Annotated in this window: 22 protein-coding genes and 2 riboswitches; of the genes, 13 read left to right on the top strand and 9 right to left on the bottom strand. The window is 70.8% G+C overall.

Features of this window, described 5'->3' with window-relative positions:
• Positions 1-303: 303 nt before the first annotated feature.
• Positions 304-528, top strand: a riboswitch (cobalamin riboswitch).
• 172 nt (positions 529-700) lie between these two features.
• Positions 701-3,019: a 5-methyltetrahydropteroyltriglutamate--homocysteine S-methyltransferase gene (gene metE, locus ACI2L1_RS19230; protein WP_404740519.1), complete on the top strand. Its 2,319-nt coding sequence runs from the start codon at positions 701-703 to the stop codon at positions 3,017-3,019.
• 173 nt (positions 3,020-3,192) lie between these two features.
• Positions 3,193-3,777 (top strand): histidine phosphatase family protein, encoded by a 585-nt coding sequence (locus ACI2L1_RS19225; protein ID WP_404740518.1) that lies wholly within the window; start codon positions 3,193-3,195, stop codon positions 3,775-3,777.
• 190 nt (positions 3,778-3,967) lie between these two features.
• Here ACI2L1_RS19225 and ACI2L1_RS19220 read toward each other — a convergent pair whose 3' ends face one another.
• From ACI2L1_RS19220 to urtA, 7 genes are all read right to left on the bottom strand, one after another.
• Positions 3,968-4,726: a CbtA family protein gene (locus ACI2L1_RS19220; RefSeq protein WP_404740517.1), complete on the bottom strand. Its 759-nt coding sequence runs from the start codon at positions 4,724-4,726 to the stop codon at positions 3,968-3,970.
• Positions 4,727-4,747: 21 nt separating this feature from the next.
• Entirely contained in the window at positions 4,748-4,969 is a 222-nt protein-coding gene (locus ACI2L1_RS19215; protein ID WP_404740516.1) for a CbtB-domain containing protein, read from the bottom strand.
• Positions 4,970-5,006: 37 nt separating this feature from the next.
• Positions 5,007-5,151: riboswitch (cobalamin riboswitch) on the bottom strand.
• An 80-nt stretch (positions 5,152-5,231) separates the two neighbouring features.
• Positions 5,232-5,924 (bottom strand): urea ABC transporter ATP-binding subunit UrtE, encoded by a 693-nt coding sequence (urtE, locus tag ACI2L1_RS19210; RefSeq protein WP_404740531.1) that lies wholly within the window; start codon positions 5,922-5,924, stop codon positions 5,232-5,234.
• 5 nt (positions 5,925-5,929) lie between these two features.
• On the bottom strand, positions 5,930-6,703 hold the full coding sequence (urtD, locus tag ACI2L1_RS19205) for an urea ABC transporter ATP-binding protein UrtD (RefSeq protein ID WP_404740515.1): 774 nt from the start codon (positions 6,701-6,703) through the stop codon (positions 5,930-5,932).
• Positions 6,700-7,827 (bottom strand): urea ABC transporter permease subunit UrtC, encoded by a 1,128-nt coding sequence (gene urtC, locus ACI2L1_RS19200; RefSeq protein WP_404740514.1) that lies wholly within the window; start codon positions 7,825-7,827, stop codon positions 6,700-6,702. Before urtC ends, urtD begins: the two co-directional genes overlap by 4 nt.
• On the bottom strand, positions 7,824-8,711 hold the full coding sequence (gene urtB, locus ACI2L1_RS19195; protein WP_404740513.1) for an urea ABC transporter permease subunit UrtB: 888 nt from the start codon (positions 8,709-8,711) through the stop codon (positions 7,824-7,826). The genes urtC and urtB overlap by 4 nt, the downstream gene beginning before the upstream one ends.
• Before the next feature lie 93 nt (positions 8,712-8,804).
• On the bottom strand, positions 8,805-10,058 hold the full coding sequence (gene urtA / locus ACI2L1_RS19190) for an urea ABC transporter substrate-binding protein (RefSeq protein WP_404740512.1): 1,254 nt from the start codon (positions 10,056-10,058) through the stop codon (positions 8,805-8,807).
• 413 nt (positions 10,059-10,471) lie between these two features.
• On the opposite strand from urtA, the gene ACI2L1_RS19185 reads away from it, so the two are divergent.
• Positions 10,472-10,981, top strand: a complete 510-nt coding sequence (locus tag ACI2L1_RS19185) for a MarR family winged helix-turn-helix transcriptional regulator (protein ID WP_404740511.1) — start codon at positions 10,472-10,474, stop codon at positions 10,979-10,981.
• Here ACI2L1_RS19185 and ACI2L1_RS19180 read toward each other — a convergent pair.
• Positions 10,938-12,056 (bottom strand): substrate-binding domain-containing protein, encoded by a 1,119-nt coding sequence (locus ACI2L1_RS19180; protein WP_404740510.1) that lies wholly within the window; start codon positions 12,054-12,056, stop codon positions 10,938-10,940. The genes ACI2L1_RS19185 and ACI2L1_RS19180 overlap by 44 nt on opposite strands.
• A 169-nt stretch (positions 12,057-12,225) precedes the next feature.
• Here ACI2L1_RS19180 and ACI2L1_RS19175 point away from each other — a divergent pair, with 169 nt between their 5' ends.
• The 7 genes from ACI2L1_RS19175 to ACI2L1_RS19145 all read left to right on the top strand — a co-directional run bounded on the left by ACI2L1_RS19175 (position 12,226) and on the right by ACI2L1_RS19145 (position 20,904).
• Positions 12,226-12,774, top strand: coding sequence for a GNAT family N-acetyltransferase (locus ACI2L1_RS19175; RefSeq protein ID WP_404740509.1), 549 nt, complete (start codon positions 12,226-12,228; stop codon positions 12,772-12,774).
• A gap of 71 nt (positions 12,775-12,845) precedes the next feature.
• On the top strand, positions 12,846-14,351 hold the full coding sequence (locus ACI2L1_RS19170; protein ID WP_404740508.1) for an ABC transporter substrate-binding protein: 1,506 nt from the start codon (positions 12,846-12,848) through the stop codon (positions 14,349-14,351).
• Positions 14,352-14,719: 368 nt separating this feature from the next.
• On the top strand, positions 14,720-16,234 hold the full coding sequence (locus tag ACI2L1_RS19165; RefSeq protein ID WP_404740530.1) for an ABC transporter permease subunit: 1,515 nt from the start codon (positions 14,720-14,722) through the stop codon (positions 16,232-16,234).
• A gap of 17 nt (positions 16,235-16,251) precedes the next feature.
• Entirely contained in the window at positions 16,252-17,505 is a 1,254-nt protein-coding gene (locus tag ACI2L1_RS19160) for an MDR family MFS transporter (protein ID WP_404740507.1), read from the top strand.
• A 468-nt stretch (positions 17,506-17,973) separates the two neighbouring features.
• Positions 17,974-18,714, top strand: a complete 741-nt coding sequence (locus tag ACI2L1_RS19155; RefSeq protein ID WP_404740506.1) for a VOC family protein — start codon at positions 17,974-17,976, stop codon at positions 18,712-18,714.
• Between the two features lie 165 nt (positions 18,715-18,879).
• Positions 18,880-19,332, top strand: coding sequence for a PaaI family thioesterase (locus ACI2L1_RS19150; protein WP_404740505.1), 453 nt, complete (start codon positions 18,880-18,882; stop codon positions 19,330-19,332).
• Between the two features lie 192 nt (positions 19,333-19,524).
• Positions 19,525-20,904, top strand: coding sequence for a glutamate decarboxylase (locus ACI2L1_RS19145; RefSeq protein WP_404740504.1), 1,380 nt, complete (start codon positions 19,525-19,527; stop codon positions 20,902-20,904).
• On the opposite strand, the gene ACI2L1_RS19140 is transcribed toward ACI2L1_RS19145, so the two are convergent.
• Positions 20,901-21,251 (bottom strand): iron chaperone, encoded by a 351-nt coding sequence (locus ACI2L1_RS19140; RefSeq protein WP_404740503.1) that lies wholly within the window; start codon positions 21,249-21,251, stop codon positions 20,901-20,903. The two genes, ACI2L1_RS19145 and ACI2L1_RS19140, sit on opposite strands and share 4 nt — an antisense overlap.
• A 128-nt stretch (positions 21,252-21,379) precedes the next feature.
• Between ACI2L1_RS19140 and ACI2L1_RS19135 the strand changes: the two genes are divergently transcribed.
• From ACI2L1_RS19135 to meaB, 3 genes are read left to right on the top strand one after another with little or no spacing between them, the layout of a single operon-like run.
• A complete protein-coding gene (locus tag ACI2L1_RS19135; protein WP_404740502.1) occupies positions 21,380-23,188 on the top strand; it encodes a methylmalonyl-CoA mutase family protein in 1,809 nt (602 codons plus the stop codon).
• A complete protein-coding gene (gene scpA, locus ACI2L1_RS19130; protein WP_404740501.1) occupies positions 23,188-25,380 on the top strand; it encodes a methylmalonyl-CoA mutase in 2,193 nt (730 codons plus the stop codon). Before ACI2L1_RS19135 ends, scpA begins: the two co-directional genes overlap by 1 nt.
• Entirely contained in the window at positions 25,377-26,366 is a 990-nt protein-coding gene (gene meaB / locus ACI2L1_RS19125) for a methylmalonyl Co-A mutase-associated GTPase MeaB (RefSeq protein ID WP_404740500.1), read from the top strand. The genes scpA and meaB overlap by 4 nt, the downstream gene beginning before the upstream one ends.
• Positions 26,367-26,380 lie beyond the last annotated feature (14 nt).

The raw sequence follows: 26,380 nt of genomic DNA, 5'->3' as shown, positions 1-26,380 counted from the left end.
GCAGACCTCTCCGGCACCACCCTTTTCTCCCCCGCGACGGCCCACATCACCGAGGCCACCCCGCCAAGCCCGGCGGCGGCGCGAGCGGAACGCCGGATCTCGGCCCGCCGATGGCAGGACAGCGCTGGCGATCATGGGCAATGCCGCGGGATGGATTCTTGTCGTTGCCTCAGTCTCGCTATGGCTGGGTATGTTCCTCACGCTGAGATTCACACGGAAATCCCAACCTTAATGATCTTGCGTGGCTCCACCCCACCGTCCGGATGATGGACGTACCGCTGCCCTCCTCGCGCGCCAGCCCGTAGGGTGGCCCGTGCAGCTGGTTCGCCCCGTTCGCCAGGCGGGATGCGTCGTAAGAGGGAACCCGGTGGGAATCCGGGACTGCCCCGCAGCGGTGAGCGGGAACGACCGCCGTCATACGCACTGGGCCCGACGTACAAGGGTCTGGGAAGCGACGGCCAGTAGGTGTCTCGTACGACAGAGACGTGCCCGCGAGTCCGAAGACCTGCCAACTGCCCGCGCACGAACCACTCGTGCGCGGACATCCCGGTGACCTCGTGGGCGGGTCGGCGTACAGAGCAGGCGGACGACCGCGCAGTGCCAACTGCCGCGCCGGATCGTGCCCGTCCCGTTCGTCACCCCTTCGCGCTCTCGTCCCGTCGCCGGGATCTCAGGGATTCATCTCGCGAAGGAGATCTCCGTGACAGCGAAGTCCGCGGCCGCGGCAGCACGGGCCACCGTGTACGGCTACCCCCGCCAGGGCACCGACCGGGAACTGAAGAAGGCGATCGAGGGCTGCTGGAAGGGCCGCGTCACCGCCCCCGAACTCCGGTCCACCGCCGCCGAACTGCGCGCCGCCAACTGGTGCGAGCTCTCGGCGGCAGGCATCGACGAAGTGCCCACCGGTGACTTCTCGTACTACGACCACGTGCTCGACACCACCGTCATGGTCGGCGCGGTCCCCGACCGGCACCGCGCCGCCGTCGAGGCGGACGCCCTGGACGGCTACTTCGCCATGGCCCGCGGTACCCAGGACGTGGCGCCGCTGGAGATGACCAAGTGGTTCGACACCAACTACCACTATCTGGTCCCGGAGCTGGGCCCGGACACCGTCTTCACCGCGGACTCCACCAAGCAGGTCACCGAGCTCAAGGAGGCTCTGGCACTGGGTCTGACCGCCCGGCCGGTCCTGGTCGGCCCCGTCACCTACCTGCTGCTCGCCAAGCCCGCCCCCGGCGTGGCCACGGACTTCGACCCGCTCACCCTGCTGGACCGGCTGCTGCCGGTGTACGCCGACGTCCTCGCCGACCTACGGGCGGCCGGCGCCGGTTGGGTGCAGCTCGACGAGCCCGCCCTCGTCCAGGACCGCACGCCGGCCGAACTGAACGCCGCCGCCCGCACCTACCGCGACCTCGGCGCCCTCACCGACCGGCCGAAGATGCTGGTCGCCTCCTACTTCGGCCCTCTCGGCGACGCGCTGCCCGTGCTGGCCAAGGCGCCCGTCGAGGGTCTCGCCCTGGACTTCACCGAGGCCGCCGCGGCCCATCTCGACGACCTCGCCGCCGTCGGCGGGCTGCCCGGCAAACGGCTGGTCGCCGGGGTCGTCAACGGCCGCAACATCTGGGTCAACGACCTGGAGAAGTCCCTGTCCACCCTGGGCACCCTGCTCGGGCTGGCCGACCGGGTCGACGTGGCCGCCTCCTGCTCGCTGCTCCACGTGCCCATCGACTCCGCCCTGGAACGGGACATCGAGCCGCAGATCCTGCGCTGGCTCGCCTTCGCCCGCCAGAAGACGAGCGAGATCGTCACCCTCGCCCAGGGCCTCGCCCGGGGCACCGACACCATCGCCGCCGAACTCGCCACCAACCGGGCCGACCTGGCCTCCCGCGCGAACTCCCCCATCACCCGCGACCCGGCCGTACGGGCCCGCGCCGCCGCCGTCTCCGCGGCCGACGCCCGCCGTTGTCTGCCGTACACCGAACGGACCGCCGCCCAGCGGGCCCACCTCGGGCTGCCCCTGCTGCCGACCACCACGATCGGTTCCTTCCCGCAGACGGGCGAACTGCGCACCGCCCGCGCCGACCTCCGCGCCGGCCGGATCGACACGTCCGGCTACGAGGAGCGCATCAAGGCGGAGATCCAGGAAGTCATCTCCTTCCAGGAGAAGACCGGCCTGGATGTCCTGGTGCACGGCGAGGCCGAACGCAACGACATGGTCCAGTACTTCGCCGAACGGCTCACCGGATACCTCGCCTCGCAGAACGGCTGGGTCCAGTCCTACGGCACCCGCTATGTCCGCCCGCCGATCCTGGCCGGCGACATCTCCCGCCCCGAACCGATGACGGTGCACTGGACGACGTACGCCCAGTCCCTCACCGAACGCCCGGTCAAGGGCATGCTCACCGGCCCGGTCACCATGCTCGCCTGGTCCTTCGTCCGCGACGACCAGCCCCTCGGCGACACCGCCCGCCAGGTCGCCCTCGCCCTGCGCGACGAGGTGAACGACCTTGAGACGGCCGGGACTTCGGTCATCCAGGTGGACGAGCCCGCTCTGCGCGAGACCCTGCCGCTACGGGCCGCCGACCGCCCCGCCTACCTCACGTGGGCCACCGAGGCCTTCCGGCTGACCACCAGCGGGGTCCGTCCGGACACCCAGATCCACACCCACATGTGCTACGCCGAGTTCGGCGACATCGTCCAGGCCATCGACGATCTCGACGCCGACGTCATCAGCCTGGAGGCGGCCCGCTCCCATATGCAGGTGGCCCGGGAACTCGCCGACCACGGCTACCCGCGCGAGGCGGGACCGGGCGTCTACGACATCCACTCCCCCCGCGTGCCGAGCGCCGAGGAGGCCGCCGCACTCCTCCGTACCGGTCTCCAGGCCATCCCCGCCGAACGGCTCTGGGTCAACCCCGACTGCGGCCTGAAGACCCGCGGCTGGCCCGAGACCCGGGCGTCCCTGGAGAACCTGGTCGCCGCGGCCCGCACGGTCCGTGAGGAGTTGCCGGCCTCCTGACCCGTGGAGCGCACCGGGCCGGGGCGCCATCAGCGTCCCGGCCCGGTGGGCTGCGAAGCCACCGCTGCTAGGTTCGCGAGTACGGGCTTTCCCTGGCCCCGACGTCCGACCGCCCATCACGAGAAGGTGCGCAAGGGCCCGCCGACCATGACCGCACCAGGAGGAATCCTCCAGTGACCAGCCGTGTCACCTTCGTCTCGCCCGCGATGAGCCTGTCGCTGCGCGAGGCCCGCTTCGACGACGGAGGCTCCATCGACGTCGACGGGGAGGCCCGTGCCCATGCCGCGGCCGGTTCCCTGCGTCCGGCCACGTGTGTGGTCGTCTCTCCGAGTGTGCGCTGCCGGGAGACGGCGACCGCGCTCGGCCTCGACGGAGCGGAGGCCGAGGAGTTGGCCGGGCTGGACGTGGGGCGCTGGCGGGGCCGGAGCCTCGACGAGGTCAACGGCGGTGAGCCGGAGGCGGTGGCCCAGTGGCTCACGGACCCCTCGTCCGCGCCCCACGGCGGAGAGTCCGTGCGGGACCTGTGCGCCCGCGTGGCTCGCTGGCTGGAGACGTCACTGGACACGGACGGCCGTACGCTCGCCGTGGTCGAGCCGGAGATCGTGCGGGCCGCGGTGGTCCACGTGTTGGCGGCTCCCCATGCGGCGTTCTGGCGGCTCGACGTGCCGCCGCTGACGGCCACTTCGGTCAGCGGCCGGAGCGGCCGGTGGAACATGCGGCTCGGGCACCCGCTGGACGCGGCCGAACCCGACGCCTGAGGATCATGATGCCGAGTCGCAGGGGCTCCAGGAGCTGCTCGGTCCGCTCAGCTGCTGCCCGAGCACCCGCACGCGGGCGCTCCGGTCACTCTGCTCTCCCCCTCCTCACCGCACTCGGCGTCGTCGCTGCCCGGAGCACGCGAGAGGGCCCGCGGATGGTTCCGCGGGCCCTCTCGTCGTATCGGTCATGTCACTGGCGGGCGGCCACCGCCGTGCCCGCGGAAACCGTCGCCGGCTTCGGGTGCAGCAGCCGCTCGGCCAACTCGCCGAAGGCCAGGCCGAATCCGCCCCACAGCACAGCCTGGATGGCCAGCGCGGAGAGCCGGAACCGCCACAGCAGAGTGGCCGGGAAGTCCGCCGGGACCTCGTTGACGACCGGCAGGAACTGGTACGCCAGACCGATCACCGCGGCGAAGGCGGCGACCGCGACGACCGTCGCCCACCACGTGCCCAGACGGGGCGCGAGCCGCTTGCCGAGGATGGTGGCGGCGACCGCCAGGAGCACGCTGAGCACCATCATCAGGAAGTAGAGGGTGGTGCGCTTGCCGATGGTGTCGGGGTCACCGACCGACGGCGGGCTGGCCGGGTACTTCAGGAACGGCACGACGTAGACGGCGAGCAGCGCGGTGCCCGACAGCAGCAGGGCCGTGGCCCGCGGGGAGAAACGGCCCACGCGGCCCAGCGCGAAGCAGAAGGCGAGGGCGGCGATGCCACCGAAGGCGACCCCGTAGATCAGGACACCGGTGGCAAGGCCGGCGGTGGACTGCAGGGAGCGGGAGACGAGTTCGACCTCGTGCTCGTGGGCGGGAGCGTGCGCCTCCTCGAAGCCGATGGCGCTGTCGACGCTGGGTTCACCGAGGAAATAGGCCGCGATCAGGGCCAGCACGCCCGCGCCGAGGCCGGCGAGCATGCCACGGACGAGCAGGTTTCTCACCGTTGCGGAGTTCATGAGTGTGCGGCGTCCCTCGGGTCAGTGGCAGGGGAAGCCGAGAAGGTGGCGGGCGTCGTGCACCCACTCGTGCACGTCCGCGCCGTTGACCACGGAGGTGGCACCCTGCTCGGCGCCGACGAAGTACAGCAGGACCAGCATCAGGACGCCGAAGAAGACCGCCCAGGGGGCAATGTCCTTCAGCGGCAGCTTGGCGGGTACGACGGGGGTGGTGGCGGTCGGCTGAGCGACATGCTGCGCCATGGCAGGTGCCTCCTCTGGGAGTTCGCGTCCCAACTCGGTGGTGCACAGGACGACGGCCACGGGTCTGACTCGCCACCGTCCCTCGCGGGGCGGTGGCACACAGTGGCGCGACCGTGCCGGATTCCCACCGGCTTCCGTCTCGCCGTCGTCGATATCGGACAGACCGTACCGCGTGTCGCGTGCATGGCCAAGACCGCGTCCACCTGGCGCGACCTTCCTCTCCGCTCCAGGAGGACGCCCTCGTGACGTCCGGGTCGAGGTCTCACACGCTGAGCGCGGCTCGTACCGTCTGCTCCGCGCCCGTTCCTCCTTCGCCGGACGAGGTCACTCGGCCCGCTTCGAGTACGTAGTAGCGCTGGGCGGCGCGCATGGCGAATCCGACGTGCTGCTCGACGAGGAGGACGGAGAGTCCGCCGCGTCGGGCGAGGGCGAGGATCGTTTCCTCGATCTCGGCTACGACGGAGGGCTGGATGCCCTCGGTCGGCTCGTCGAGCAGCAGGAGCCGAGGGCGGGTCACCAGGGCCCGGGCGATGGCCAGTTGCTGGCGCTGGCCGCCGGAGAGCAACCCGGCGCGGCGGCCGGAGAGTTCACGCAGAACGGGAAAGAGGTCCAGCGCCTCGGCGATCGCCTCCTTGCCGTCCGCGCGTCCGTCCGCCACGAGTTGGAGGTTCTCGGCGGTGGTCAGGTGCGGGAAGGACTGCTGGCCCTGCGGAACGTACCCCATGCCTCGGGCCACGCGCTGGTGCGGGGCGAGACGGGTGATGTCCTCGCCGTCCAGCAGGACGGTGCCGCTCCTCGGCTTGATCAGGCCCATGACCGCGCGCAGAAGCGTGCTCTTGCCGGCGCCGTTGTGACCGAGGACGGCCGCGACGCCGTCCTCGGGGACCGCGACGGTCACGTCGTGCAGCACGGTGGTGCGGTCGTAGCCCGCACGGACGTTGCTCAACTCCAGCATGGGGATCACGCCTCCTCGGCGACACGTACGGGGGCGGGATCGGGTTCGGAGGCGCGGCCCAGGTAGACCTCCTGGACCTTCGGGTCGGCCTGGACCTCGGCGACCGTGCCCTCGCTGAGGACCTTGCCGGCGTGCAGGACGCTCACGCTGCGGGCGAAGGAGCGCATGAAGTCCATGTCGTGTTCGATGACGACGACCGTGTGGTCCTCGCTCACCCGCTGGAGCAGTTCGCCGGTGGCCTCGCGTTCGTCGTGGCTCATGCCGGCGACGGGTTCGTCGAGCAGCAGCAGCTTCACGTCCTGGACGAGCAGCATGCCGATTTCCAGCCACTGCTTCTGGCCGTGCGCGAGGACTCCCGCCGGGCGGTCGCGCAGATCCGTCAGGCCGGTGGTCTCCAGCGCCCTCGTCACCGGCTCGGGAATGCCCTTGCGGCGGCGGAGCATCGTCATCACTCCCCTCCCCGCGCCCGCCGCGATGTCGAGGTTCTGCAGAACCGTCAGTTGCTCGAAGACGGTGGCGGTCTGGAACGTCCGGCCGATGCCGAGGCGGGCGATCCGGTGCACGGGCCTGCCATGGAGCTCCTGGTCACCGAAGCGGACCGAACCCGTGGACCTCACCAGCCCGGTGACCGCGTCGACCAGCGTGGTCTTGCCGGCTCCGTTCGGACCGATGAGGAAGCGCAGGTCGCCGGGGCGGATGTCCAGGTCGACACCGTCGACGGCCTTGAAGCCGTCGAACGTGACGCGCAGGTCGCGGATGATCAGTCCCTCGCCGCTCATGCTGTCTCTCCGGAACGGGTGGTAGGGGTACGGCGGTTGCGGACGACGGTGACCAGTGAGGCCAGACCGCCGGGCAGGAAACCCACGGCCACGATGAACAGCAGCCCCTGGAAGTAGGTCCAGACGGCGGGGAAGGCGTCCGACAGGGTGCTCTGTGCCCAGGCCACGGCGATCGCTCCGAGCACCGCGCCCACCAGCGAGGCCCGTCCACCTACCGCGGCACCGATGACGAAGCCGATGGACGGCACGATCCCGATCAGCGCCGGGGAGATGATCCCGACAGCCGGCACGAACAGCGCGCCGGCCAGGCCCGCCGTGCCCGCGGCGACGACGTAGGCCACGAGCTTGACGTTCGCCGGGTCGTAGCCGAGGAAGCGGACCCGTTCCTCGGAGTCCCGTACGGCGACGAGGAGTTCGCCGTACCGGCTGACGAACAGCTGGCGGGCCAGAGCCATCAGCAGGAGCAGGACGGCGGCGATGATGAAGTACACCGTCCGCTGGTTGACCGGGTCGTCCAGCGAGTAGCCGAAGAAGCCCTGGATGTCGGTGAGTCCGTTGGTGCCGCCGGTGGTGGCCTGTTGGCCGATCAGCCAGATGGACAGGGCGGCCGCCGTCGCCTGGCTGAGGATCGCGAAGTAGGCGCCCTTGACCCGGCGGCGGAAGACGAAGAAGCCGAGCACCGCGGCGACCGCCATGGGCAGCAGCACGGTCATGGCGAGCGCGAAGGCCGGGTTGGCGAAGGGCTTCCACCACCAGGGGAGGCCGCCCCCGGAGCCGTACAGCTGCATGAAGTCGGGCAGTGCGCCCGGGCCGCCGCCCGGGGCCGCGGCGGCGTCGTTGAGCTTGAGGTGCATGGCCATGGCGTAGCCGCCGAGGCCGAAGAAGACTCCCTGGCCCAGCACGAGCAGTCCGCCGCGGCCCCAGGCCAGGCTGACTCCGACGGCGACCATCGCGTAGCAGAGGTACTTGGCCAGCAGGGAGAGGCGGAAGTCGGAGAGCACGAGCGGGGCGATGCCGAGCAGGAGGATCGCCCCGAGGGCGAAGCCCCCCGGAACGCGGAAGCGTTCGCGCAGAGAGGCGGAGGGCGGGGTCACGGTGGTGGGGGTCGTGGTCGTGGTCGTCATGCCAGGCTCCGGGTGCGCAGTATGTACAGGCCCTGGGGTCGCCACTGCAGGAAGGCGACGATCGCCACGAGCACGACGACCTTCGCGACGCTGACCGTCGTCGAGTACTCGAGGACCGACTGCAGCACGCCGAGTGCGAACGCCGTGATGACGCTGCCCTTGAGTTGGCCGATGCCGCCGACGACCACGACCAGGAAGGCGTCGACGATGTAGTTGGTGCCCATCGTCGGTCCGATCGGGCCGACCAGGGTGAGCGCGACACCGGCCACGCCCGCGAGGCCCGAGCCGATGAAAAAGGTGATCCGGTCGACCTGTCCGGTCGCGATACCGGAGACCTCGGCGAGGTCGCGGTTCTGTACGACGGCCCGGATGCGCCGGCCGAGCGGGGTGAACCGCAGGACGAGGGTGAGCCCGAGGACGCAGAGCAGGGCGAGGCCGAGGATGAACAGACGGCTGTTGGCGAGGGTGATGCCGCCCCCGATCGAGACATTGCCGGCGAGCAGGTCCGGGGCGCTGCTCTGCACGTTGGGGGCGCCGAAGACGTCCCGTGCCAGCTGCTGGAGCATCAGGGAGACACCCCAGGTGACCAGCAGCGTGTCCAGCGGCCGCGTGTACAGACGCCGGATGAGCAGCCACTCCAGCAGCGCTCCCATGGTGCCGGCGACAAGGAAGGCCACGGGCAGGCCGACGAGCAGCGAGATCCCGGCACCGCTGATCGACTTCTGCAGGACGTACGTGGTGTAGGCGCCGGCCATGATGAACTCGCCGTGCGCCATGTTGATCACGCCCATCTGCCCGAAGGTCAGGGTCAGGCCGAGCGCGATGAGCAGGAGTACCGCACCGATGCTGATGCCGGTGAAGGACTGGTTGAGGATGACCGTCATGAAGCGGCTCCGGGTCGGGGACGGGGGTGCGGGCGCCGGACGGACCCGGCCCGATGAGAAGGCCGGGTCGGTCCGCGAGGGGCTGGGCCGGGCTCAGGAGAGGCCGGAGGCCCAGGAGTAGCCCTTCAGGAACGGGTCCGGCTTGATCGGCCTGCCCGAGTTCCAGACCTCCTCGATGAGGCCGTCGGATGAGACCTTGCCGATCCGGGCCGTCTTGTAGACGTGCTGGGAGGCGCCGTCGACGGTGACCTTGCCCTCGGGGGCGTCGAAGGTGATGCCGTCGGAGGCTGCCTTGACCTTTGCGACGTCGAAGGAGCCCGCTTTCTCGACCATCTCCTTCCACAGGTACACGGAGATGTAGGCGGCCTCCATCGGGTCGGACGTCGGCTTGTCCTTGCCGTAGGCGGCCTGGTACGCCGCCACGAACTTCTCGTTCGCCGCGCCCGGAGTGGTCTCGTAGTAGTTCCAGGCGGTCAACTGACCTTCCAGGTACTGCGTTCCGATGCTCTTGACCTCCTCCTCCGCGATGGAGACCGACAGCACCGGCATGCTCTTCGCGGTCATCCCGGAGGACTTGTACTCCTTGAAGAAGGCCACATTGCTGTCGCCGTTGAGGGTGTTGAACACTGCGTCCGCGCCGGAGTCCTTCACCTTGTTGACGATCGTGCTGAACTCCGTGGAACCGAGCGGCGCGTAGTCCTCGCCGACCACCTGCATGCCCTTGGCCTTCGCGTACGCCTTGATGATCTTGTTGGCGGTGCGCGGGAAGACGTAGTCGCTGCCGACCAGGTAGAGCTTGGTCAGGCCCTGCTTCTTCAGGTAGTCGAGCGCCGGAACGATCTGCTGGTTGGTGGTCGCGCCGATGTAGAAGATGTACGGCGACTCCTCCAGGCCCTCGTACTGAACGGGGTAGAAGAGCAGCGACTTGTACCGCTCGAAGACCGGCTTGACGGCCTTTCGGCTGGCCGAGGTCCAACAGCCGAAGGTGGCCGCGACCTTGTCGTCCTTGATCAGGGCCTCGGCCTTCTCGGCGAAGGTCGGCCAGTCGGAGGCGCCGTCCTGGCTGATGGGCTTGAGCTTCTTGCCCAGGACGCCCCCTGCCGCGTTGATCTCCTTGATGGCGAGCAGCAGCGAGTTGCGGACCGTGACTTCACTGATGGCCATCGTGCCCGACAACGAGTTGAGCAGACCGACCTTGACCGTGCTGCCGGAGGTGTCCGCCGTTACGCCGGAGCCGGACGCCGTGTCGCTGCCCGTCTTGGCGCCGCACGCGCTGAGGGCGGCGGACGCGCCGGCGGCCGATATCCCGGCCAACAGGCCACGTCTGCTGATGCTGAGCCCGGACATGCACAACCTCCTTGCCCCGAAGGGCGATGCGAAGAGAGCGGGAGGGCCCGAAGGGCCTGGGGAGGGAATGGATGGGACGCGCTTCAGAAACGGCGGCGTTGACGCACGGATCCCCAGCCGTTCCGGGGTGACGTCCGGGCTGGTCGCTGAAGTGCGTCCACAGCCTGCGAGGAAACTGTTTCCACTGAGTTTCGACGCAATTGAAGGATAGTTTCCAACGAAAGTAAAAATGCGGGCCAAGCGAAGAAAGTAACCACGGGAGATGCGTCGTTGACGGCATCACAGTCGTGGAAATTAATGCTTCCCGGGGAAAGGATCAGTTTTCTGGTTCCCCTTGTCAGGGATGAAGTGACCGGAGGTAGGCTCCTGACAGCCCCGGCACGAGGGGTCGAGGCTGCGAGCGGAGGAGTGCGATGGCGAGGCGACCCCAGGAACTGCTCCACCTGCTGACGCGGGCCGAGCGTCTCTCCGTACGCCGAGTGCGGTCCGTGCTGGACGAGTTCGACTGCTCGGTGGAGGCATGGCGTGTCCTCGACCTGCTCTCGGACGGACAGGGCCACAACATGACGGCCCTGGCCGACCACGCCTTCCTGCCGGCGCCGAGCCTCACCAAGCTGATCGACCAACTCGTCGACCAGAACCTGGTCTTCCGCCGGGTCGACCCCGCCGACCGGCGCCGTGTCCTCGCCCATCTCACCCCGCGGGGCACGCAGCGGTGGCAGTTGCTGGTGCGTGAAGTGCGCGCCGACTGGGCGAGGTTGGACGCCGCGCTCGTACTGGACGACGGGGAGCGCCTGGAAGTCCTTCTGGACCGTCTCGCCGATGCTCTCGACGGCGACGCAACAGCTCAGGGCCGGACCTCGACAGGCTCCGCACGAGTCACAACAGGTCGTGCGGAGCGCTCAGTTGGGCAAGCACGTTGAAGTCGAGGCCGTCCGCCTCGGCAAGGTAGATGCGCTGACGCACATGCCGGTCCCGCAGATGGAGCAGGCCACGCGGTCCCTCGTACGAGACCGCTTCCGCCGCGGCTCCGATCGCGGAGACGTCGAGAGTGCGGGCCCGTTCTATGAGCGCGGCCAGCAGCAGTACGCCTTCGTAGCAGGACTCGCCGAGGCTGCCCGGGGCGGGCGCTTCGATCCCGTAGCGGGCGGCGTACTGCCCGTGGAAGTCAAGCGTGTCCTGGTTGGCCAGTGACGCGAAGAACCCGGCCGTGCTGAAGAGATCGCCGGTGGCCTCGGGGCCGCTGGCCATCAGCATGTTCTCGTCCATCAGCGTGCTCAGCCGCAGACACCGCTGGTCGAGCCCGGCCGCGGCGAAGGCACGGTTGAAGCGGACGGCGTCACTGCCGACCAGCAGCATCAGCACACCGTCCGCGTCCGTGTGCTCGATCCTCCGCAGCGCGTCCAGGAAGTCCTCTGTGCCCAGTGGGAGGTACGCCTCTCCGCAGACCCGCCCGTTTTCGCAGGCGCGGGCATAGCGCCTTGCCGCCCTGGCCGTGCGCCGGGGCCAGACGTAGTTGTTCCCGACGACGAACCACCGGCGCACTCCGCGTGTCTCGGCGAGCAGTCGCATGGCGGGCAGCAGCTGCCAGTCGGGGGTCTCGCTGGTCATGAAGACGCCCTCGGTGCGCTCACCACCCTCGTACAGCGCCGTGTAGACGTACGGCACCCGATGGGCGACCCGTGGTGCGACGGCCTCACGGACGGACGAGATGTGCCAGCCGGTCACGCCGTGCACGGCTCCCGTCGCCACCAGCGCCTCCACGTCCCGTGCCACCGCCCGCGGCTCGCCGCCACCATCGACCTCCAGGAGCCGCAACTCCTTTCCCAGGACCCCGCCCGCCTTGTTGACCTCCTCGGCGGCGAGCCGCGCGCATGCCTCGCAGGTGGGACCGAAGATCCCGGCAGGCCCCTGCATCGGGTACACGAGCGCGACGTTCAGGGTCGAATCGTCGGCGGTGAACCACTCGGGGGCGGGGAGGCGGAGCGGGCGGCGCATGGCCTCATGATTGCCCGACCGGCCTCGATGCCCAAGAGACGGCCCGGATCGAGACCGTTTCGTAGATGTGGGAGCGCCGTGGCGCCGGGCGAGCGGCTGGCAAGCATGCCGCGCGACCCCTTGCCGCCCACCGCCCCGCCCCGCAGAAGCTTTTGCATATGATTCGCAGGTGCATGGCTATCGCATAAAGACCGCCACGACCGCCGACCTCGACGGCGCCCGCGCCGTGATGCTCGACGCCGTGTACCGCGACTTCGGCACCGGATACGTGCCGCACTGGCACGCGGACATCATCGATCCGGAGTCGTTCTACGTCGCCCCGCCCCGGCACACCCTGCTGGTCGCGGTGGACGAGCGGGACGGGACGGTGGCGGCCACGGCGGCGCTGGACGCGCGGGGGCCCGCGCATCCGCCGAACCCGCGGTGGCTGGCCGAGCGATACCCGTCCGGCAGGACGGCACAGCTGCGCCGGGTGTACGTGCGCCCGGAGCACCGGCGGCGCGGGCTGGCCCGACAACTGGTCGCAGGACTACTGGAGTTCGCACGGGAAGACGGCGACTACCGCGCTGTGTACTTGCACACGTACCCGCACTCCCCCGGAGCGATGAACCTCTGGGCGAACCTGGGCAAAGCGGTGTTCCACGAACGCGAAGAGGTGCCGGGAGACGGCAGCGGCGTCGTGCACTTCGAGATCCCCTTCACCCGAGCCCCTTGCTAAAACGGAAACCATTTTCATAAGCTGCGACGCCCGCCCATGCCGAAAGCACGCCGAAAGACAGAACGAGGACCATGAGAACTCCCCGCCCGCGGCTGACAGCCGGCCTCCTGCTCACCCCGCTGCTCGCCGGCTGCTTCTCCTCCTCCGGCGACGACTCGTCCTCCGGCTCCTCAGGCTCCGGCGAGGGCGGACGGATCAGCGTCGCGCTCGCCTTCCCGCCCGCGGAGAACTACTCCCCGTACGGACAGGACGCCTTCGGCCTCTCGCGGCTCGGCGTCGCCGAGGGGCTGACCCACCTCGACGCCAACGGCACCGCCGTGCCCGCGCTCGCCGAGTCGTGGAGCAGCGAACAGGGCGGCAGGAGCTGGGTGTTCACCCTGCGGGACGCCACGTTCCAGGACGGCGGCGAGGTCACCGCGAAGGCCGTCGCCGACGCGCTGACCCACGCCGCCGAGGCCGACCCCGCCCCCGCCGCCCTCTCCGGCGTGCAGCTGACCGCCGAGGCCGTCGGCGACGACCAGGTCAAGGTCACGACCGAGGACGCCGATCCGGTGCTGCCGCTGCGGCTGACCAACCCGAGCCTGGCGGTCTTCTCCCCCGAGGCGTACGGCAAGGACGGCAAGGTGAACCCGGTCGGCACCGCCACCGGCCCCTTCGAACTCACCAGGATCACCGGTGACACGGCGGCCACCCTGGACCGCTTCGACGACTACTGGGGCGGCCGCGCCCAGGCGTCCGGCATCGACGCGAAGTTCGTGTCGGACGGCACCGCCCGCGCCAACGCTCTGCGCACGGGAGACGTGGACATCGCCGAGTCCCTCCCCGTCGCGCAGGTCGCCTCGCTGGACAAGGGCACCGCCCACGAGATCAACACCGCCCGGATCACCAGTCTGTATCTCAACACCCAGGCCGGTGAGTTCAAGGATGCCGGCCTGCGGGCCGCCGCACGTGAGGCGATCGACACCTCCGCCGTCGCCAAAGGCGTGTTCGAGGGATATGCCGAGCCCGCCAAGGGCCTCTACGGCCCGGCCCTGACCTGGGCGGCCGGCAAGCGGACCGAGCCGACCGGCCGGGCGAAGGCCGCCGATCCCCAGAGCAAGAGCATCACCATCGCCACCTACAACGACCGGCCCGAGCTGGCCGAGACCGCCCAGGTGCTCCAACAGCAGCTGGAGAAGGCCGGGTTCACCGTGAAGCTGGAGGTGCGCACCTACGCGCGGCTCGAAAGCGACCTGCTGGCCAAGAAGTTCGACGCGGCCGTGGTCTCCCGCAACATGATGCTGGACACCGGCGACCCGGTCACCGTCCTCGCCAGTGACTACACCTGTGACGGCTCCTACAACCTGTCGTTCCTGTGCGACCGGAACGTGGACAAGCTGGTCACCACCGCCCAGGCGGAGTCCGACCCCGCCAAGCGGCAGGACGCGGCGATGAAGGCGGAGGCGGCGATCCTCGGCGCGGACGCCGTGATCCCCCTGGTCCACCTGAAGATCGTCACGGGCATCGGCGCATCCGTCCAGGGCGCCCTGCTGGACCCGTACGAGCGGGACTTCGTCGGCATCGGGACCCGGTCCTGAAGCCCACGACTGCATCCGGAGAGAACGGCGTCACCGCCGCCCTGCGCACCTTCGCGCGGGGCGGCGTACCCACCCTGCTGTGGCGGGGCCTGCTCACGGCCGCCCTGGTGTGCGGGATCGGTCTGCTGCCCTGGCTGTCGCGCACCGACCCCGCGCTGACCGTGCTCAAGGCCCGCTCGGCGGAACGGGCCCCGACCCCGGAGACACTGCGCGCGATCCGCGAGCAACTCGGCCTGTCCGACGGCCCGTTGGTACTGCTCGGACGCTGGCTGGGCGGACTGCTGCGCGGGGACGCCGGACGGTCCTGGGTGTCGGACACCGAGGTCCTGCCGACCGCCGCACAGGCCCTCGGGGTGTCCCTGCTGCTGATGGCCGGGGCGATCGCCGTCGCCCTGCTCACGGTCGGCGCGGTGTGCGCCCGCACCCTGTGGCTCGGCTCCCGGCGCCGCCTCGGCGGGCGCGGCCCCGATGGCACCGGCTCCGCGGTGCTGGCCGCGCTGCCCGAGTTCCTCGTCGCCTCCGTACTGGCGTCCGTCGTCGGCGTTCAGCTGGGCTGGCTGCCGGCCCTCGGCTGGTACGGCCCGCAGTGGATGCTCCTGCCCTCGCTCGCCCTCGGCCTGCCCGCGGGGGCGGTGCTCGGGCGGATGCTGGACGACCTGCTGCCCGCCGCGTTCGCCGAGCCGTGGGCACTGGCCGCCGCCGCGCGGGGTGTCGCTCCGAAGTCCGTGGCCCGGCAGGCGCTGCGCCGCGGTGTGCCCGCGCTGCTGCCCAACCTGGGCCTTTTCGTGGTCGGTCTGACCGGCGGTTCGGTCGCCGTCGAGCAGATCTTCGACATCCCGGGCCTCGGCCGGCTCACCCTGCGCGCCGCCCTCGCCCAGGATCTGCCCGTCCTGCAGACCGGCACGCTCGCGCTCGTCCTGCTCGCTGCGGCGGCCACCCTGCTGGCCCGGCTCGGCGGGCGCCGGCTGATCGGCCCGGCCCTGCGCGACGGCGCCCTGCACTCCCTGCACCGCCCGGCCCCGCCCGCGGCACGCGTCGTACCTCTCCTCTACGGCCTCCTGCTCACCGCCGTCATCGCGCTCGGCCTGCCCCGCGACCCGCTCGCCCTGGACACCACCGCCCGGCTCCAAGCCCCCTCCGCCGCGCACCCGTTCGGCACCGACTCGCTCGGCCGGGACGTGCTGGCGCGGATCGCGCACGGCGCGCTCAGCACCCTGGGCCTGGCTCTCGCGGTCAGCGCCGTCGTCCTGGTGACCGGCATCCTGCTGGGTCTGCTGCCCCGGCTGTCCGGACCGCTGGTCGACACCGTCAACGCCGTACCGCCCGTGCTGGCCGCCCTCCTCGTCACCGGCATCGCGGGCAGCGGCCCCTGGACACCGGCGCTCGCCGTGGCCGTCGTCGCCTGGTCGCCGCTGGCCACACACACGTCCTCCCTCCTACGGCAGGAACGCGCGACCCTCCATCTGACCGCGACCCGCGCCCTCGGCGCCGGCCCCTGGCACCTGCTCCGGCACGAGCTGCTCCCCGCCGTCCTGCCGCCCGTCGTCCGGCACGCCCTGCTCCGGCTGCCCGGCGTCGCGCTGAGCCTGGCCGCGCTCGGCTTCCTCGGCCTCGGCTCCCAGCCCCCGTCCCCCGAGTGGGGCCTGCTGCTCGCCGAGAACCAGCCGTACGTGGAGCGCGCCCCGTGGGCCGTACTGGCCCCCGCCGCCGTCCTCGCCCTGCTGGGTGCGCTGGCGGTGACGGCAGCGGGCGGTGTACGGCTGCCCCGGCGACGACCAACGCTCCCTGACCCACGGCCCGTTGAGCCGAACCCGGTCGCGTCGCCGGTACCGCCGCAACCCCGGCCCGCCGCACTGACCTCCTCACCCACCGACGCCCCCTGACCGGACCAGATCCCCTGATGACCGAGCTGTTCTCCCGCCGCCGGACCACCCCGCCCAAGTCCCCCCGCGCACGCACCTGGAAGCACCTCTCCCCGCTCCTGCGGCTGCTGATCCTGACCCAACTCGCCTTCAACATCGGCTTCTTCGCCGTACTGCCGTTCCTCGCCGAACATCTCGGCACGGCGATCGGCATGGCGGGCTGGATGGTCGGCTTCGTGCTGGGCCTGAGGACCTTCAGCCAGCAGGGCCTGTTCGTGGTCGGAGGCTGGCTTGTCGACCGGTACGGCGTGCGGCCGGTCGTCCTGACCGGATGTGCGCTGCGGGTCGCCGGGTTCGGATGGCTCGGATACGCGGAGGCCACCTGGGCCGTGATCGGCTGCGTGCTGCTGATCGGCTTCGCCGCCGCGCTGTTCTCCCCGGCCGTAGAGTCGGAAGTGGCCCGTCAGGCGGTGGTGTGGGAGGAGGAGGGACACGGTTCACGCACCCGGGTCCTGGCCCTGCTCTCCGCGGCCGGCCAGGCGGGCGCCTTCGTCGGCCCGCTGCTCGGCGGACTGCTGCTGGCCGTGGACTTCCGTACGGCCTGTCTGGCCGGGGCGGGGGTCTTCATGCTCGTCCTCGCCGGGCACGCCTGGCTGATGCCGCAGCACATCCCCGGCCGGATACGGGTACGCGATCACGGCGGACTGCACGTCCTGCTGCGCAACCACCGCTTCCTCGCCCTGTGCTGCGCGTACGGCAGCTACCTGCTCGCCTACAACCAGCTCTACCTCGCCCTGCCGGCCGAGGTGGAGCGGGTCACGGGCTCCCAGACCGCCTTGTCCTGGCTGTTCGCCCTGTCGTCCCTGCTGGTCGTCTGCGCACAACTCCCCGTCACCCACTGGGCAGGCGCACACCTCGACCTGCGCCGTTCCATGGTCGCCGGGCTGCTGCTGGTCGCGGCCGGATTCGTGGTCGTCGCCGCCGCGCGCCCGGCGGACCGGACCGGCCTCACGGGGCTGCTGCCCGCCGCCGGGTACGTCGTCCTGCTCACCGTCGGCCAGATGCTGCTCGTGCCCGCGGCCCGTGCCTGGGTTCCCGACCTCGCCGAAGAGGGCCGGATCGGCCTCTACACCGGCGCGCTCTCCTCGGTCTCCGGCCTGATCGTGCTCATCGGCAGCTCGGCCACCGGCGCCCTGCTCGACGCGGGGCTTCCGGCCTACATGCCCTGGATGATCCTGGCCGCGATTCCCGTCGCGGCGGTGACACTGCTCCCCCGCCGGCCGGCCGGGTGAACACCACCGGCCCGGACCGGCGACTCGGGAAGGTCCGGCGCCCTTCTGCTTTTGCCTGACCGCGGGCCGGTTCCGCCGGGAGGGGGCATCGCCAAGCGCATGGGACAGCGGGCAGGAGAAACGCAGAGCGGCAGACGAGTCGGGCAGTGCGCCGGGTTGCCCGGAGTCACCACGGGCACGCTGTTCGGGCCCGCACTCATATGTGGCCGTGGCCCCCGTTCCCGTACGCCCGGTCCACCGCGTCCGGAATCCGGGGCACCGCCCCCACCACCGGCGCGGCGAGATCCCCAGCACCCACACCTCACACTCCTGGCCGGCATGCAGCAGCACAGTGTCATCATCCGGCCGCCCACCGCACCGGATCAGGCTGACATCCCAGCCGGTCCGGCCGACGTCGGGCGGCGTGCGGAGCTCAGGCCCGGATTCGGTGATGTCGTCGCGGAGCGGGTGGTGCATAGGATCGTCGGCATGGCACTGCGACCCGTTCACGTGATCATCAAGGCCCTCGATCACTCGGCGGTCGGCCGGTTCTGGGCGGAGGCGCTCGGCTGGAGCGCCTACAGCCCCGGCGCGACCACCTACGTCGGACCCGCCGGCGGCCTCGTATGGCCCGACCCGGTCGTCGTCGGCGTCGACGTCGTTCCCGTCCCGGAGCCCAAGTCGGCGGCGAAGAACCGGGTGCACCTCGATCTCGCCACCACCTCCACAGCCCATCAGACGGAGCTGGTCGCGCGCCTGAAGGCGCTCGGCGCGACGCCCGCCCACGTGGGTCAGGGCGAGGTTCCGTGGACGGTGCTCGCCGACCCCGAGGGCAACGAGTTCTGTGTGCTGGAGCCCCGTGAGGTGTACCGGGAGACCGGGCCGATCGCCGCGATCGTGGTCGACTGCGCCGATCCGCGGACCATGGCCCGGTTCTGGAGCGAGGCGCTGGACTGGACCCTGCGCGAAGTGACCGATGATCACGCGGTGTTGCGCTCCGCCAAGGACGTCGGCCCGTATCTCGAGTTCCTCCGCGTGCCCGGCGCGAAGACCGCGCCGGACCGCGTCCATCTCGACCTGCTCCCCTACCCCGGTGACGACAAGGCGGCGGAGGTGGCCCGGCTGCGCACCCTCGGCGCCACCGACCTCGACCTCGGCCAGGGCGACGCCCCGTGGACCTGCCTGACCGACCCGGACGGCCACGAGTTCTGCGTCCTCGCCCTGTCCTGACATGGAGACATCCCGGTGATCACCGCCGCCGCCAGGCAGGGGCCCGCGAGACCACCAAGTCCCTTACGCACACCAGGCCTTGACCACCCTTCGCGACACTCCGAACCCGTCGCCCCGACACAGTCCGCTGTCCGCACGACATCAGCACCGCACAGGAGACCGCACGTGACGACCACCGACCCCGCTGCCCTGACCGGCCTGGAACTTCTGCGTCGGGTGGCCGCGCGCCCTGCCGACAGCCCCGGCATCGGCCGCCTGCTCGGCATGCGCTTCGACGAGGTCGAACACGGCCGTATCGTCATGTCCCTCGACACTCGCCCCGACTTCGCCAACCCCCTGGGCACCGTCCACGGCGGTATCGCCGCCACCCTCCTGGACGCCGTCATGGCCTGCGCCGTCCACTCCACGCTGCCCGCCGGGGTCGGCTACACCACCCTCGAACTCAAGGTCAACTACATACGCTCCGCCCACACCGACGGCCAGACCCTCACCGCCACCGGCACCCTCATCCACGCCGGACGCAGCACCGCGACGGCCGAGGGCAAGGTGCTGGACGAGAGCGGCAAGCTCGTCGCCCACGCCACGACCACCTGCATGATCCTTCCGGCCGCCGGCTGAGGCGGCGACGGAGACGGGCGCTCGGCCGGCGCGGGGCTCACGAGCCGCATCAGTATGTACAAGGGAAAATCCGGTTCATCAGTGCGCAAATCGATCACTGGATCGGTGTAATCGGCACAGATGCCGGACCGTGCGGGGATCTAGCGTCGGAACGCACGGGGCCGTACGAGCCAGAAAGGCATCGAGTCACTCATGCCCATCCCGAACACCGACGTCATGCCCACGACCGAGTTCGACACCCTGACCTCCGCACCCGAACGAGGCCGGCCTGCCGCCGACCCCCTCCTGCTCCCCATCGACGAGCTGCCCGAGTCCATGTCGCCGCCCGACGTGGTCGGCCGCCGGGTGCGTGACGAGCTGATGCTCGACGGCAACGCCCGGCTCAACCTCGCCACCTTCGTGACCACGTGGATGGAGCCGCAGGCACGGGAGTTGATGGCGGAGACGGCGGAGAAGAACCTCGCGGACCGGGCGGAGTACCCGCAGATCACGGCAATGGAGGAGCGCTGTGTGCGGATGCTCGCCCGACTCTGGCACGCGCCGCGTCCGGAGCAGGTCCGCGGCTGTTCCACCACCGGTTCCAGCGAGGCCGCGATGCTGGGCGGGCTCGCGCTCAAGCGCCGCTGGCAGGACCGGCGCCGCGCCCAGGGCAAGGACACCGCGCGGCCGAACCTGGTGATGGGCGCGAACGTCCAGGTGTGCTGGAAGAAGTTCGCCAACTACTTCGAGGTGGAGCCGCGTTACGTCCCGATGGAGCCGGGCCGCTACCACCTCACGCCCGACACGCTCACCGCCTACTGCGACGACAACACCGTCGGTGTGGTGACCGTCCTCGGCTCCACGTTCGACGGTTCGTACGAGCCCGTCGCGGACGTCTGCCTGGCCCTGGACGGATACCAGGCCGCGACCGGCACCGACATCCCCGTGCATGTCGACGGCGCGTCCGGTGCCATGGTGGCCCCGTTCCTGGACCCGGGTCTCCTGTGGGACTTCCAGCTCGAACGCGTCGCGTCGATCAACACCTCGGGCCACAAGTACGGCCATGTCTTCCCCGGGCTCGGCTGGGCCCTGTGGCGCGACGCCGAGGCCCTGCCCGACGACCTGGTCTTCGAGGTCGACTACCTGGGCGGCAGCTCCCCGAGCTTCACCCTCAACTTCTCCCGCCCGGGCGCGCATGTCGTCGCGCAGTACTACAGCTTCCTGCGGTACGGCTTCGAGGGGCTGCGCAACCTGGCGGCCCAGAACCGTACGACGGCCCGCGCACTCGCCGCCCGGATCCGGTCCATCGCCCCCTACGAGCTGGTCACGGACGGCTCCGAACTCCCCGCCTTCGCCTTCCGCCTGGCGCCCGATATCCAGGGCCTCACGGTCTTCGACGTCTCCCAGGCCATGCGCGCCCGCGGCTGGCACCTGCCCGCGTACACCTTCCCCGCCCCCTGCCAGGACGTCTCCGTGCTGCGTCTCGTCGTACGCACCGGATTCACCGCCGAACTCGCCGGCATGTTCATCGCCGACCTGACCGAGGTCACCAGGCGGCTTTACACCGACCGGCTGACCGCTCCACCCAGCTAGCGCCTGTCCGGTCCCAGCGAGGCACGGACGAGGGCACTCAGCTCCTCGTCGCCGACGTCCGGTGCCTCCTGGGAGCGCAGCCGGATGGTGCCCTTTCCGCCGAGAAGCCCCGGGTGACGGGAGAGGAGGTCCGCGCCCGCGTCCTTGTCCCAGCCGTAGACCGAGATCCCGTGCCGCCACACACCCACGTGCAGCCTGCGGTCGCCGACCCGGTACGTGGGCATCCCGTAGGACAGCACGACGTCCGCATCGGGGTACGCCCGCAGGATCAGCCGGTGCACCCGGTCGAAGAGCGGACGGTGCTCGGGGGCGATCCCGTCGATGTAGGTCTGTACGTCGGCGTCCATACGCCCCATTCTGGTGCCTGCTCGGTGCACATCCCGGGAGCGGGAGACCGGGGTCACAGTCTTGTTGCGGGCAAGGTCACAGCCGTGCCCTCTGCTGCTGCTTCGGGGGTCTGGACTAGCCTCCGAGCATGACGGTCCTGCCTGACGACGGGCTCTCGCTGGCCGCCGAGTTCCCTGACGCGAATCTTGAACAGTGGCACGGCCTGGTGGCCGGTGTCCTGCGCAAGTCGGGCAAGGAAGTCTCCGGCACGGCAGCTGAGGACGCTCTGTCCACCGCGCTTGAGGACGGGCTGCGCACCCGCCCCCTGTACACCGCGCACGACGCCGCACCCGACCCCGGCTTCCCCGGCTTCGCCCCCTTCGTCCGCGGAGCCCGCGCCGAGGGGAACACCACCGGCGGCTGGGACGTACGGCAGCGGCACTCGGTCGCCGACGACACCGCCGTGCTCACGGACCTGGAGAACGGCGTCACCTCGCTCTGGCTGGTCGCGGGCGAGGGCGGCATCCCGGTCGGGTCGCTGGGCAAGGTCCTCGACGGCGTCTACCTCGACCTCGCGCCCGTCGTCCTCGACGCGGGCAGCCAATTCGGGCCCGCCGCAAGCGAGTTGCTGCGCCTCTACGACGATCGCGGCATCGACGGCAAGGCCGCGCGCGGCAACCTCGGTGCCGACCCGCTCGGCCACGAGGCGCGTACGGGTGAGGCATTGGACTTCGCGCCGGTCGTCCCGCTCGCGCGGCGGTGCGCCGAGGAGTACCCGGGGCTGCGGGCGCTGATCGTGGACGCGCTGCCGTACCACGAGGCGGGCGGGTCGGCCGCGCAGGAGCTGGGCTCCTCGATCGCGACCGGTGTCGCCTATCTGCGGGACCTGACCGGAGCCGGCCTGAGTGTCGAACAGGCCTGTGCGCAGCTGGAGTTCCGGTACGCGGCGACGGCCGACCAGTTCCTGACGATCGCCAAGCTGCGGGCGGCCCGCCGACTGTGGGCGCGGGTGGCCGAGGTGTGTGGGGCGCCCGGTGCCGGTGCGCAGGCGCAGCACGCCGTGGTGTCGCCGGTGATGATGACCCGTCGTGACCCGTGGGTGAACATGCTGCGCGCGACGATCGCCACGCTCGCCGCCGGGGTCGGCGGCGCGGAGGCCGTCACGGTGCTGCCCTTCGACCACGCGCTCGGCCTGCCCGACGCGTTCGCGCGCCGTATCGCACGCAACACCTCGACGGTCCTGGTCGAGGAGTCGCACCTGTCCCGGGTGATCGACCCGGCGGGCGGGTCCTGGTACGTGGAGCGGCTCACCGACGAACTCGCCGAGGCCGCCTGGCGGTTCTTCCGGACGATCGAGCGCGACGGCGGCCAGGCGGCCGTCCTGCGCTCCGGCCGGCTCCGCACGGACCTGGCGACGACCTGGGCGGAGCGATCCAAGCGACTCGCCAAGCGCCGTGAACCCATCACCGGCGTAAGCGAGTTCCCGTACCTCGGTGAGAAGCCCGTGGAGCGGGCCTCCGCTCCCGAGCCGAGGTCGGGCGGGCTGCCCCGCGTCCGGCGCGACGAGGCTTTCGAGGCCCTGCGTGCCCGTTCCGACGCCCACCTCGCGGCGACCGGGTCCCGGCCGCGGGTCTTCCTGGCCGCGATCGGCCCCGCCGCCGCCCACACCGCGCGCACGACGTTCGCCGCCAACCTCTTCCAGGCCGGCGGCGTGGAGCCCGTCACCGAGGGCACCTTCGAGGAGAGCGGCGCCACCGAGGTCTGCCTGTGCTCCAGCGACGCGCTGTACGAGGAACAGGCCGACGACGTCGTGAGGACCCTCAAGTCGGCAGGCGCACAGCATGTGTTCGTCGCCGGGCGCCCCGGGCAGTACTCCGGAGTGGACTCCTACGTCTTCGCGGGCTGCGACGCGGTCGCCGTGCTCACCGCCACCCTCGACCGCATGGGAGTGTCCTGATGACCGCCCCCGCTGGCCCTTCCATCCCCGACTTCACCGGGATCGAGCTGGGGACCCCGACCACCGCCGGCGGCGCCGACGAGTGGCGCACGGCCGTGAAGGACGCCACGCAGGGGGCCGAGCCGGTCTGGGAGACCCCCGAGGGCATCGAGGTCAAGCCGCTCTACACCGGCGCCGACCTGGAGGGCCTGGACTTCCTGGAGACGTACCCGGGGGTGGCCCCGTATCTGCGCGGCCCCTACCCGACGATGTACGTCAACCAGCCCTGGACGATCCGCCAGTACGCGGGCTTCTCCACCGCCGAGGAGTCCAACGCCTTCTACCGGCGCAATCTGGCGGCCGGCCAGAAGGGCCTGTCGGTCGCCTTCGACCTGCCCACGCACCGCGGTTACGACAGCGACCACCCGCGGGTGACCGGTGACGTCGGCATGGCGGGCGTGGCCATCGACTCGATCCTCGACATGCGCCAGCTCTTCGACGGCATCCCGCTGGACAGGATGTCCGTGTCGATGACGATGAACGGCGCCGTGCTGCCGGTGCTGGCGCTGTACATCGTGGCGGCGGAGGAACAGGGCGTACCGCCCGAGAAGCTGGCCGGGACCATCCAGAACGACATCCTCAAGGAGTTCATGGTCCGCAACACCTACATCTATCCGCCGAAGCCGTCGATGCGGATCATCTCCGACATCTTCGCCTACACCTCGCAGCGGATGCCCCGCTACAACTCCATCTCCATCTCCGGGTATCACATCCAGGAGGCGGGCGCGACGGCCGACCTGGAGCTGGCGTACACGCTGGCGGACGGTGTCGAGTACATCCGCGCGGGCCGTGAAGTCGGCCTGGACGTGGACGCGTTCGCGCCCCGGCTCTCCTTCTTCTGGGCGATCGGCATGAACTTCTTCATGGAGATCGCCAAGCTGCGTGCGGCCCGCCTGCTGTGGGCGAAGCTGGTCCGGCAGTTCGACCCGCAGAACCCCAAGTCCCTGTCCCTGCGCACCCATTCGCAGACCTCCGGCTGGTCGCTGACCGCGCAGGACGTGTTCAACAACGTGACGCGCACCTGTGTCGAGGCGATGGCGGCGACGCAGGGCCACACCCAGTCGCTGCACACCAACGCCCTCGACGAGGCACTGGCGTTGCCCACCGACTTCTCGGCGCGCATCGCCCGCAACACCCAGCTGCTGATCCAGCAGGAGTCCGGCACCACCCGGGTCATCGACCCGTGGGGCGGCAGCGCGTACGTGGAGAAACTGACGTACGACCTCGCCCGCAGGGCCTGGCAGCACATCCAGGAGGTGGAGGCGGCGGGCGGCATGGCCAAGGCGATCGACGCCGGAATCCCCAAGCTGCGCATCGAGGAGGCCGCGGCCCGCACCCAGGCCCGCATCGACTCCGGACGCCAGCCCGTGATCGGCGTCAACAAGTACCGGGTGGAGACCGACGAGGCGATCGAGGTCCTCAAGGTCGACAACTCCTCGGTGCGTGCCCAGCAGATCGAGAAGCTGCGGCGGCTGCGCGCGGAGCGGGACGAGACCGCCTGCCGGGACGCGCTGGACGCGCTGACCCGGGCGGCCGACGGCGAGGGCAACCTGCTGGAGCTGGCCGTCCACGCGGCCCGCGCCAAGGCCACCGTCGGCGAGATCTCCGATGCCCTGGAGAAGGTCTACGGCCGGCACGCGAGCCAGATCCGTACGATCTCCGGCGTGTACCGCAACGAGGCAGGGGAGTCGGAGAACGTGGACCGCACCCGCGCGCTGGTGGACGCCTTCGAGGAGGCCGAGGGCCGTCGGCCGCGCATCCTGGTCGCCAAGATGGGCCAGGACGGCCACGACCGCGGCCAGAAGGTGATCGCCACCGCCTTCGCCGACCTCGGCTTCGACGTCGACGTCGGCCCGCTGTTCCAGACCCCGGGCGAGGTGGCCCGCCAGGCCGTCGAGGCGGACGTCCACATCGTCGGCGTCTCGTCCCTGGCCGCAGGGCACCTCACCCTCGTACCGGCCCTGCGCGAGGCGCTGGCCGAGGAGGGCCGGGAGGACATCATGATCGTGGTGGGCGGGGTGATCCCGCCGCAGGACGTGCCGACCCTCCTGGAGATGGGCGCGGCGGCCGTGTTCCCGCCGGGGACGGTGATCCCGGACGCGGCGTACGACCTGGTGGAGCGTCTGTCGGCCGACCTCGGGCACGGGCAGTGATCGATCTCGACGCGTATGTGAAGGGCGTACTCGACGGGAAGCGGGCGATCGTGGCCCGCGCGATCACGCTCGTCGAGTCCACCCATCCCCGACACCGGTCGCTGGCACAGGAGTTGCTCACCGAGCTGCTTCCGCACAGCGGCCGGGCGCGGCGGATCGGCGTCAGTGGTGTGCCGGGCGTGGGGAAGTCGACGTTCATCGACGCGTTCGGCACGATGCTGACCTCGCTGGGGCGCCGGGTGGCCGTGCTCGCCGTGGACCCGTCCTCCAGCCGTACCGGCGGCTCGATCCTCGGCGACAAGACCCGGATGGAACGCCTGGCCGTCGACCCGGCCGCCTTCGTACGGCCCTCCCCCAGCGCGGGCACGCTCGGCGGGGTGGCGAAGGCGACCCGGGAGTCGATGGTCGTGATGGAGGCCGCCGGCTACGACGTGATCCTGGTCGAGACCGTCGGTGTCGGGCAGTCGGAGACCGCGGTCGCCGACATGGTCGACTCCTTCCTGCTGCTGAGCCTGGCCCGTACCGGCGACCAGCTCCAGGGCATCAAGAAGGGGGTTCTGGAGCTGGCCGACGTGATCGCGGTCAACAAGGCGGACGGCCCGCACGCACGCGACGCCCAGGCGGCCGCACGTGAACTGGCGGGCGCCCTGCGGCTCATGCACGGCAAGGACGCCTACTGGGCTCCTCCGGTGCTGAGTTGCAGCGCCCGGGAGTCGACCGGCCTTGACGTGGTGTGGGAGCGCCTTGAGCAGCACCGGACGCTCCTCGACTCCACCGGGAGGCTCACCGCCAAGCGGCGGGACCAGCAGGTCGGTTGGGCCTGGGCGATGGTCCGGGACGAGCTCCTCGGCCGCCTGCACTCCCACCCGGCCGTACGGTCCCTCGCCCCGGATCTCGAACAGCGGGTCCGGGAAGGCCGGTTGACGGCGACGCTCGCCGCCGAGCGGATCCTTGAGGCATTCGGTCAGGACACCGAGCGCGGATAGGCCCCCGGCCGGGC

It is taken from the genome of Streptomyces sp. NPDC019531 (assembly GCF_044903305.1).
GTDB lineage: Bacteria > Actinomycetota > Actinomycetes > Streptomycetales > Streptomycetaceae > Streptomyces.
Note: the sequence above shows the minus strand (reverse complement) of the source record. Positions and strands in the feature narration are given on the sequence as shown.

What these genes read in the sequence shown, in the direction of transcription:
- ACI2L1_RS19170 (WP_404740508.1), top strand. Translation starts at nt 12,846, where the DNA reads ATGAGAACTCCCCGCCCGCGGCTGACAGCCGGCCTCCTGCTCACCCCG.
- ACI2L1_RS19155 (WP_404740506.1), top strand. Translation starts at nt 17,974, where the DNA reads ATGGCACTGCGACCCGTTCACGTGATCATCAAGGCCCTCGATCACTCG.
- ACI2L1_RS19185 (WP_404740511.1), top strand. Translation starts at nt 10,472, where the DNA reads ATGGCGAGGCGACCCCAGGAACTGCTCCACCTGCTGACGCGGGCCGAG.
- scpA (WP_404740501.1), top strand. Translation starts at nt 23,188, where the DNA reads ATGACCGCCCCCGCTGGCCCTTCCATCCCCGACTTCACCGGGATCGAG.
- ACI2L1_RS19165 (WP_404740530.1), top strand. Translation starts at nt 14,720, where the DNA reads ATGGCCGGGGCGATCGCCGTCGCCCTGCTCACGGTCGGCGCGGTGTGC.
- ACI2L1_RS19135 (WP_404740502.1), top strand. Translation starts at nt 21,380, where the DNA reads ATGACGGTCCTGCCTGACGACGGGCTCTCGCTGGCCGCCGAGTTCCCT.
- ACI2L1_RS19220 (WP_404740517.1), bottom strand. Translation starts at nt 4,726, where the DNA reads ATGAACTCCGCAACGGTGAGAAACCTGCTCGTCCGTGGCATGCTCGCC.
- ACI2L1_RS19140 (WP_404740503.1), bottom strand. Translation starts at nt 21,251, where the DNA reads ATGGACGCCGACGTACAGACCTACATCGACGGGATCGCCCCCGAGCAC.
- urtD (WP_404740515.1), bottom strand. Translation starts at nt 6,703, where the DNA reads ATGAGCGGCGAGGGACTGATCATCCGCGACCTGCGCGTCACGTTCGAC.
- urtC (WP_404740514.1), bottom strand. Translation starts at nt 7,827, where the DNA reads ATGACGACCACGACCACGACCCCCACCACCGTGACCCCGCCCTCCGCC.
- ACI2L1_RS19215 (WP_404740516.1), bottom strand. Translation starts at nt 4,969, where the DNA reads ATGGCGCAGCATGTCGCTCAGCCGACCGCCACCACCCCCGTCGTACCC.
- ACI2L1_RS19145 (WP_404740504.1), top strand. Translation starts at nt 19,525, where the DNA reads ATGCCCATCCCGAACACCGACGTCATGCCCACGACCGAGTTCGACACC.
- ACI2L1_RS19160 (WP_404740507.1), top strand. Translation starts at nt 16,252, where the DNA reads ATGACCGAGCTGTTCTCCCGCCGCCGGACCACCCCGCCCAAGTCCCCC.
- urtA (WP_404740512.1), bottom strand. Translation starts at nt 10,058, where the DNA reads ATGTCCGGGCTCAGCATCAGCAGACGTGGCCTGTTGGCCGGGATATCG.
- urtE (WP_404740531.1), bottom strand. Translation starts at nt 5,924, where the DNA reads ATGCTGGAGTTGAGCAACGTCCGTGCGGGCTACGACCGCACCACCGTG.
- urtB (WP_404740513.1), bottom strand. Translation starts at nt 8,711, where the DNA reads ATGACGGTCATCCTCAACCAGTCCTTCACCGGCATCAGCATCGGTGCG.
- ACI2L1_RS19180 (WP_404740510.1), bottom strand. Translation starts at nt 12,056, where the DNA reads ATGCGCCGCCCGCTCCGCCTCCCCGCCCCCGAGTGGTTCACCGCCGAC.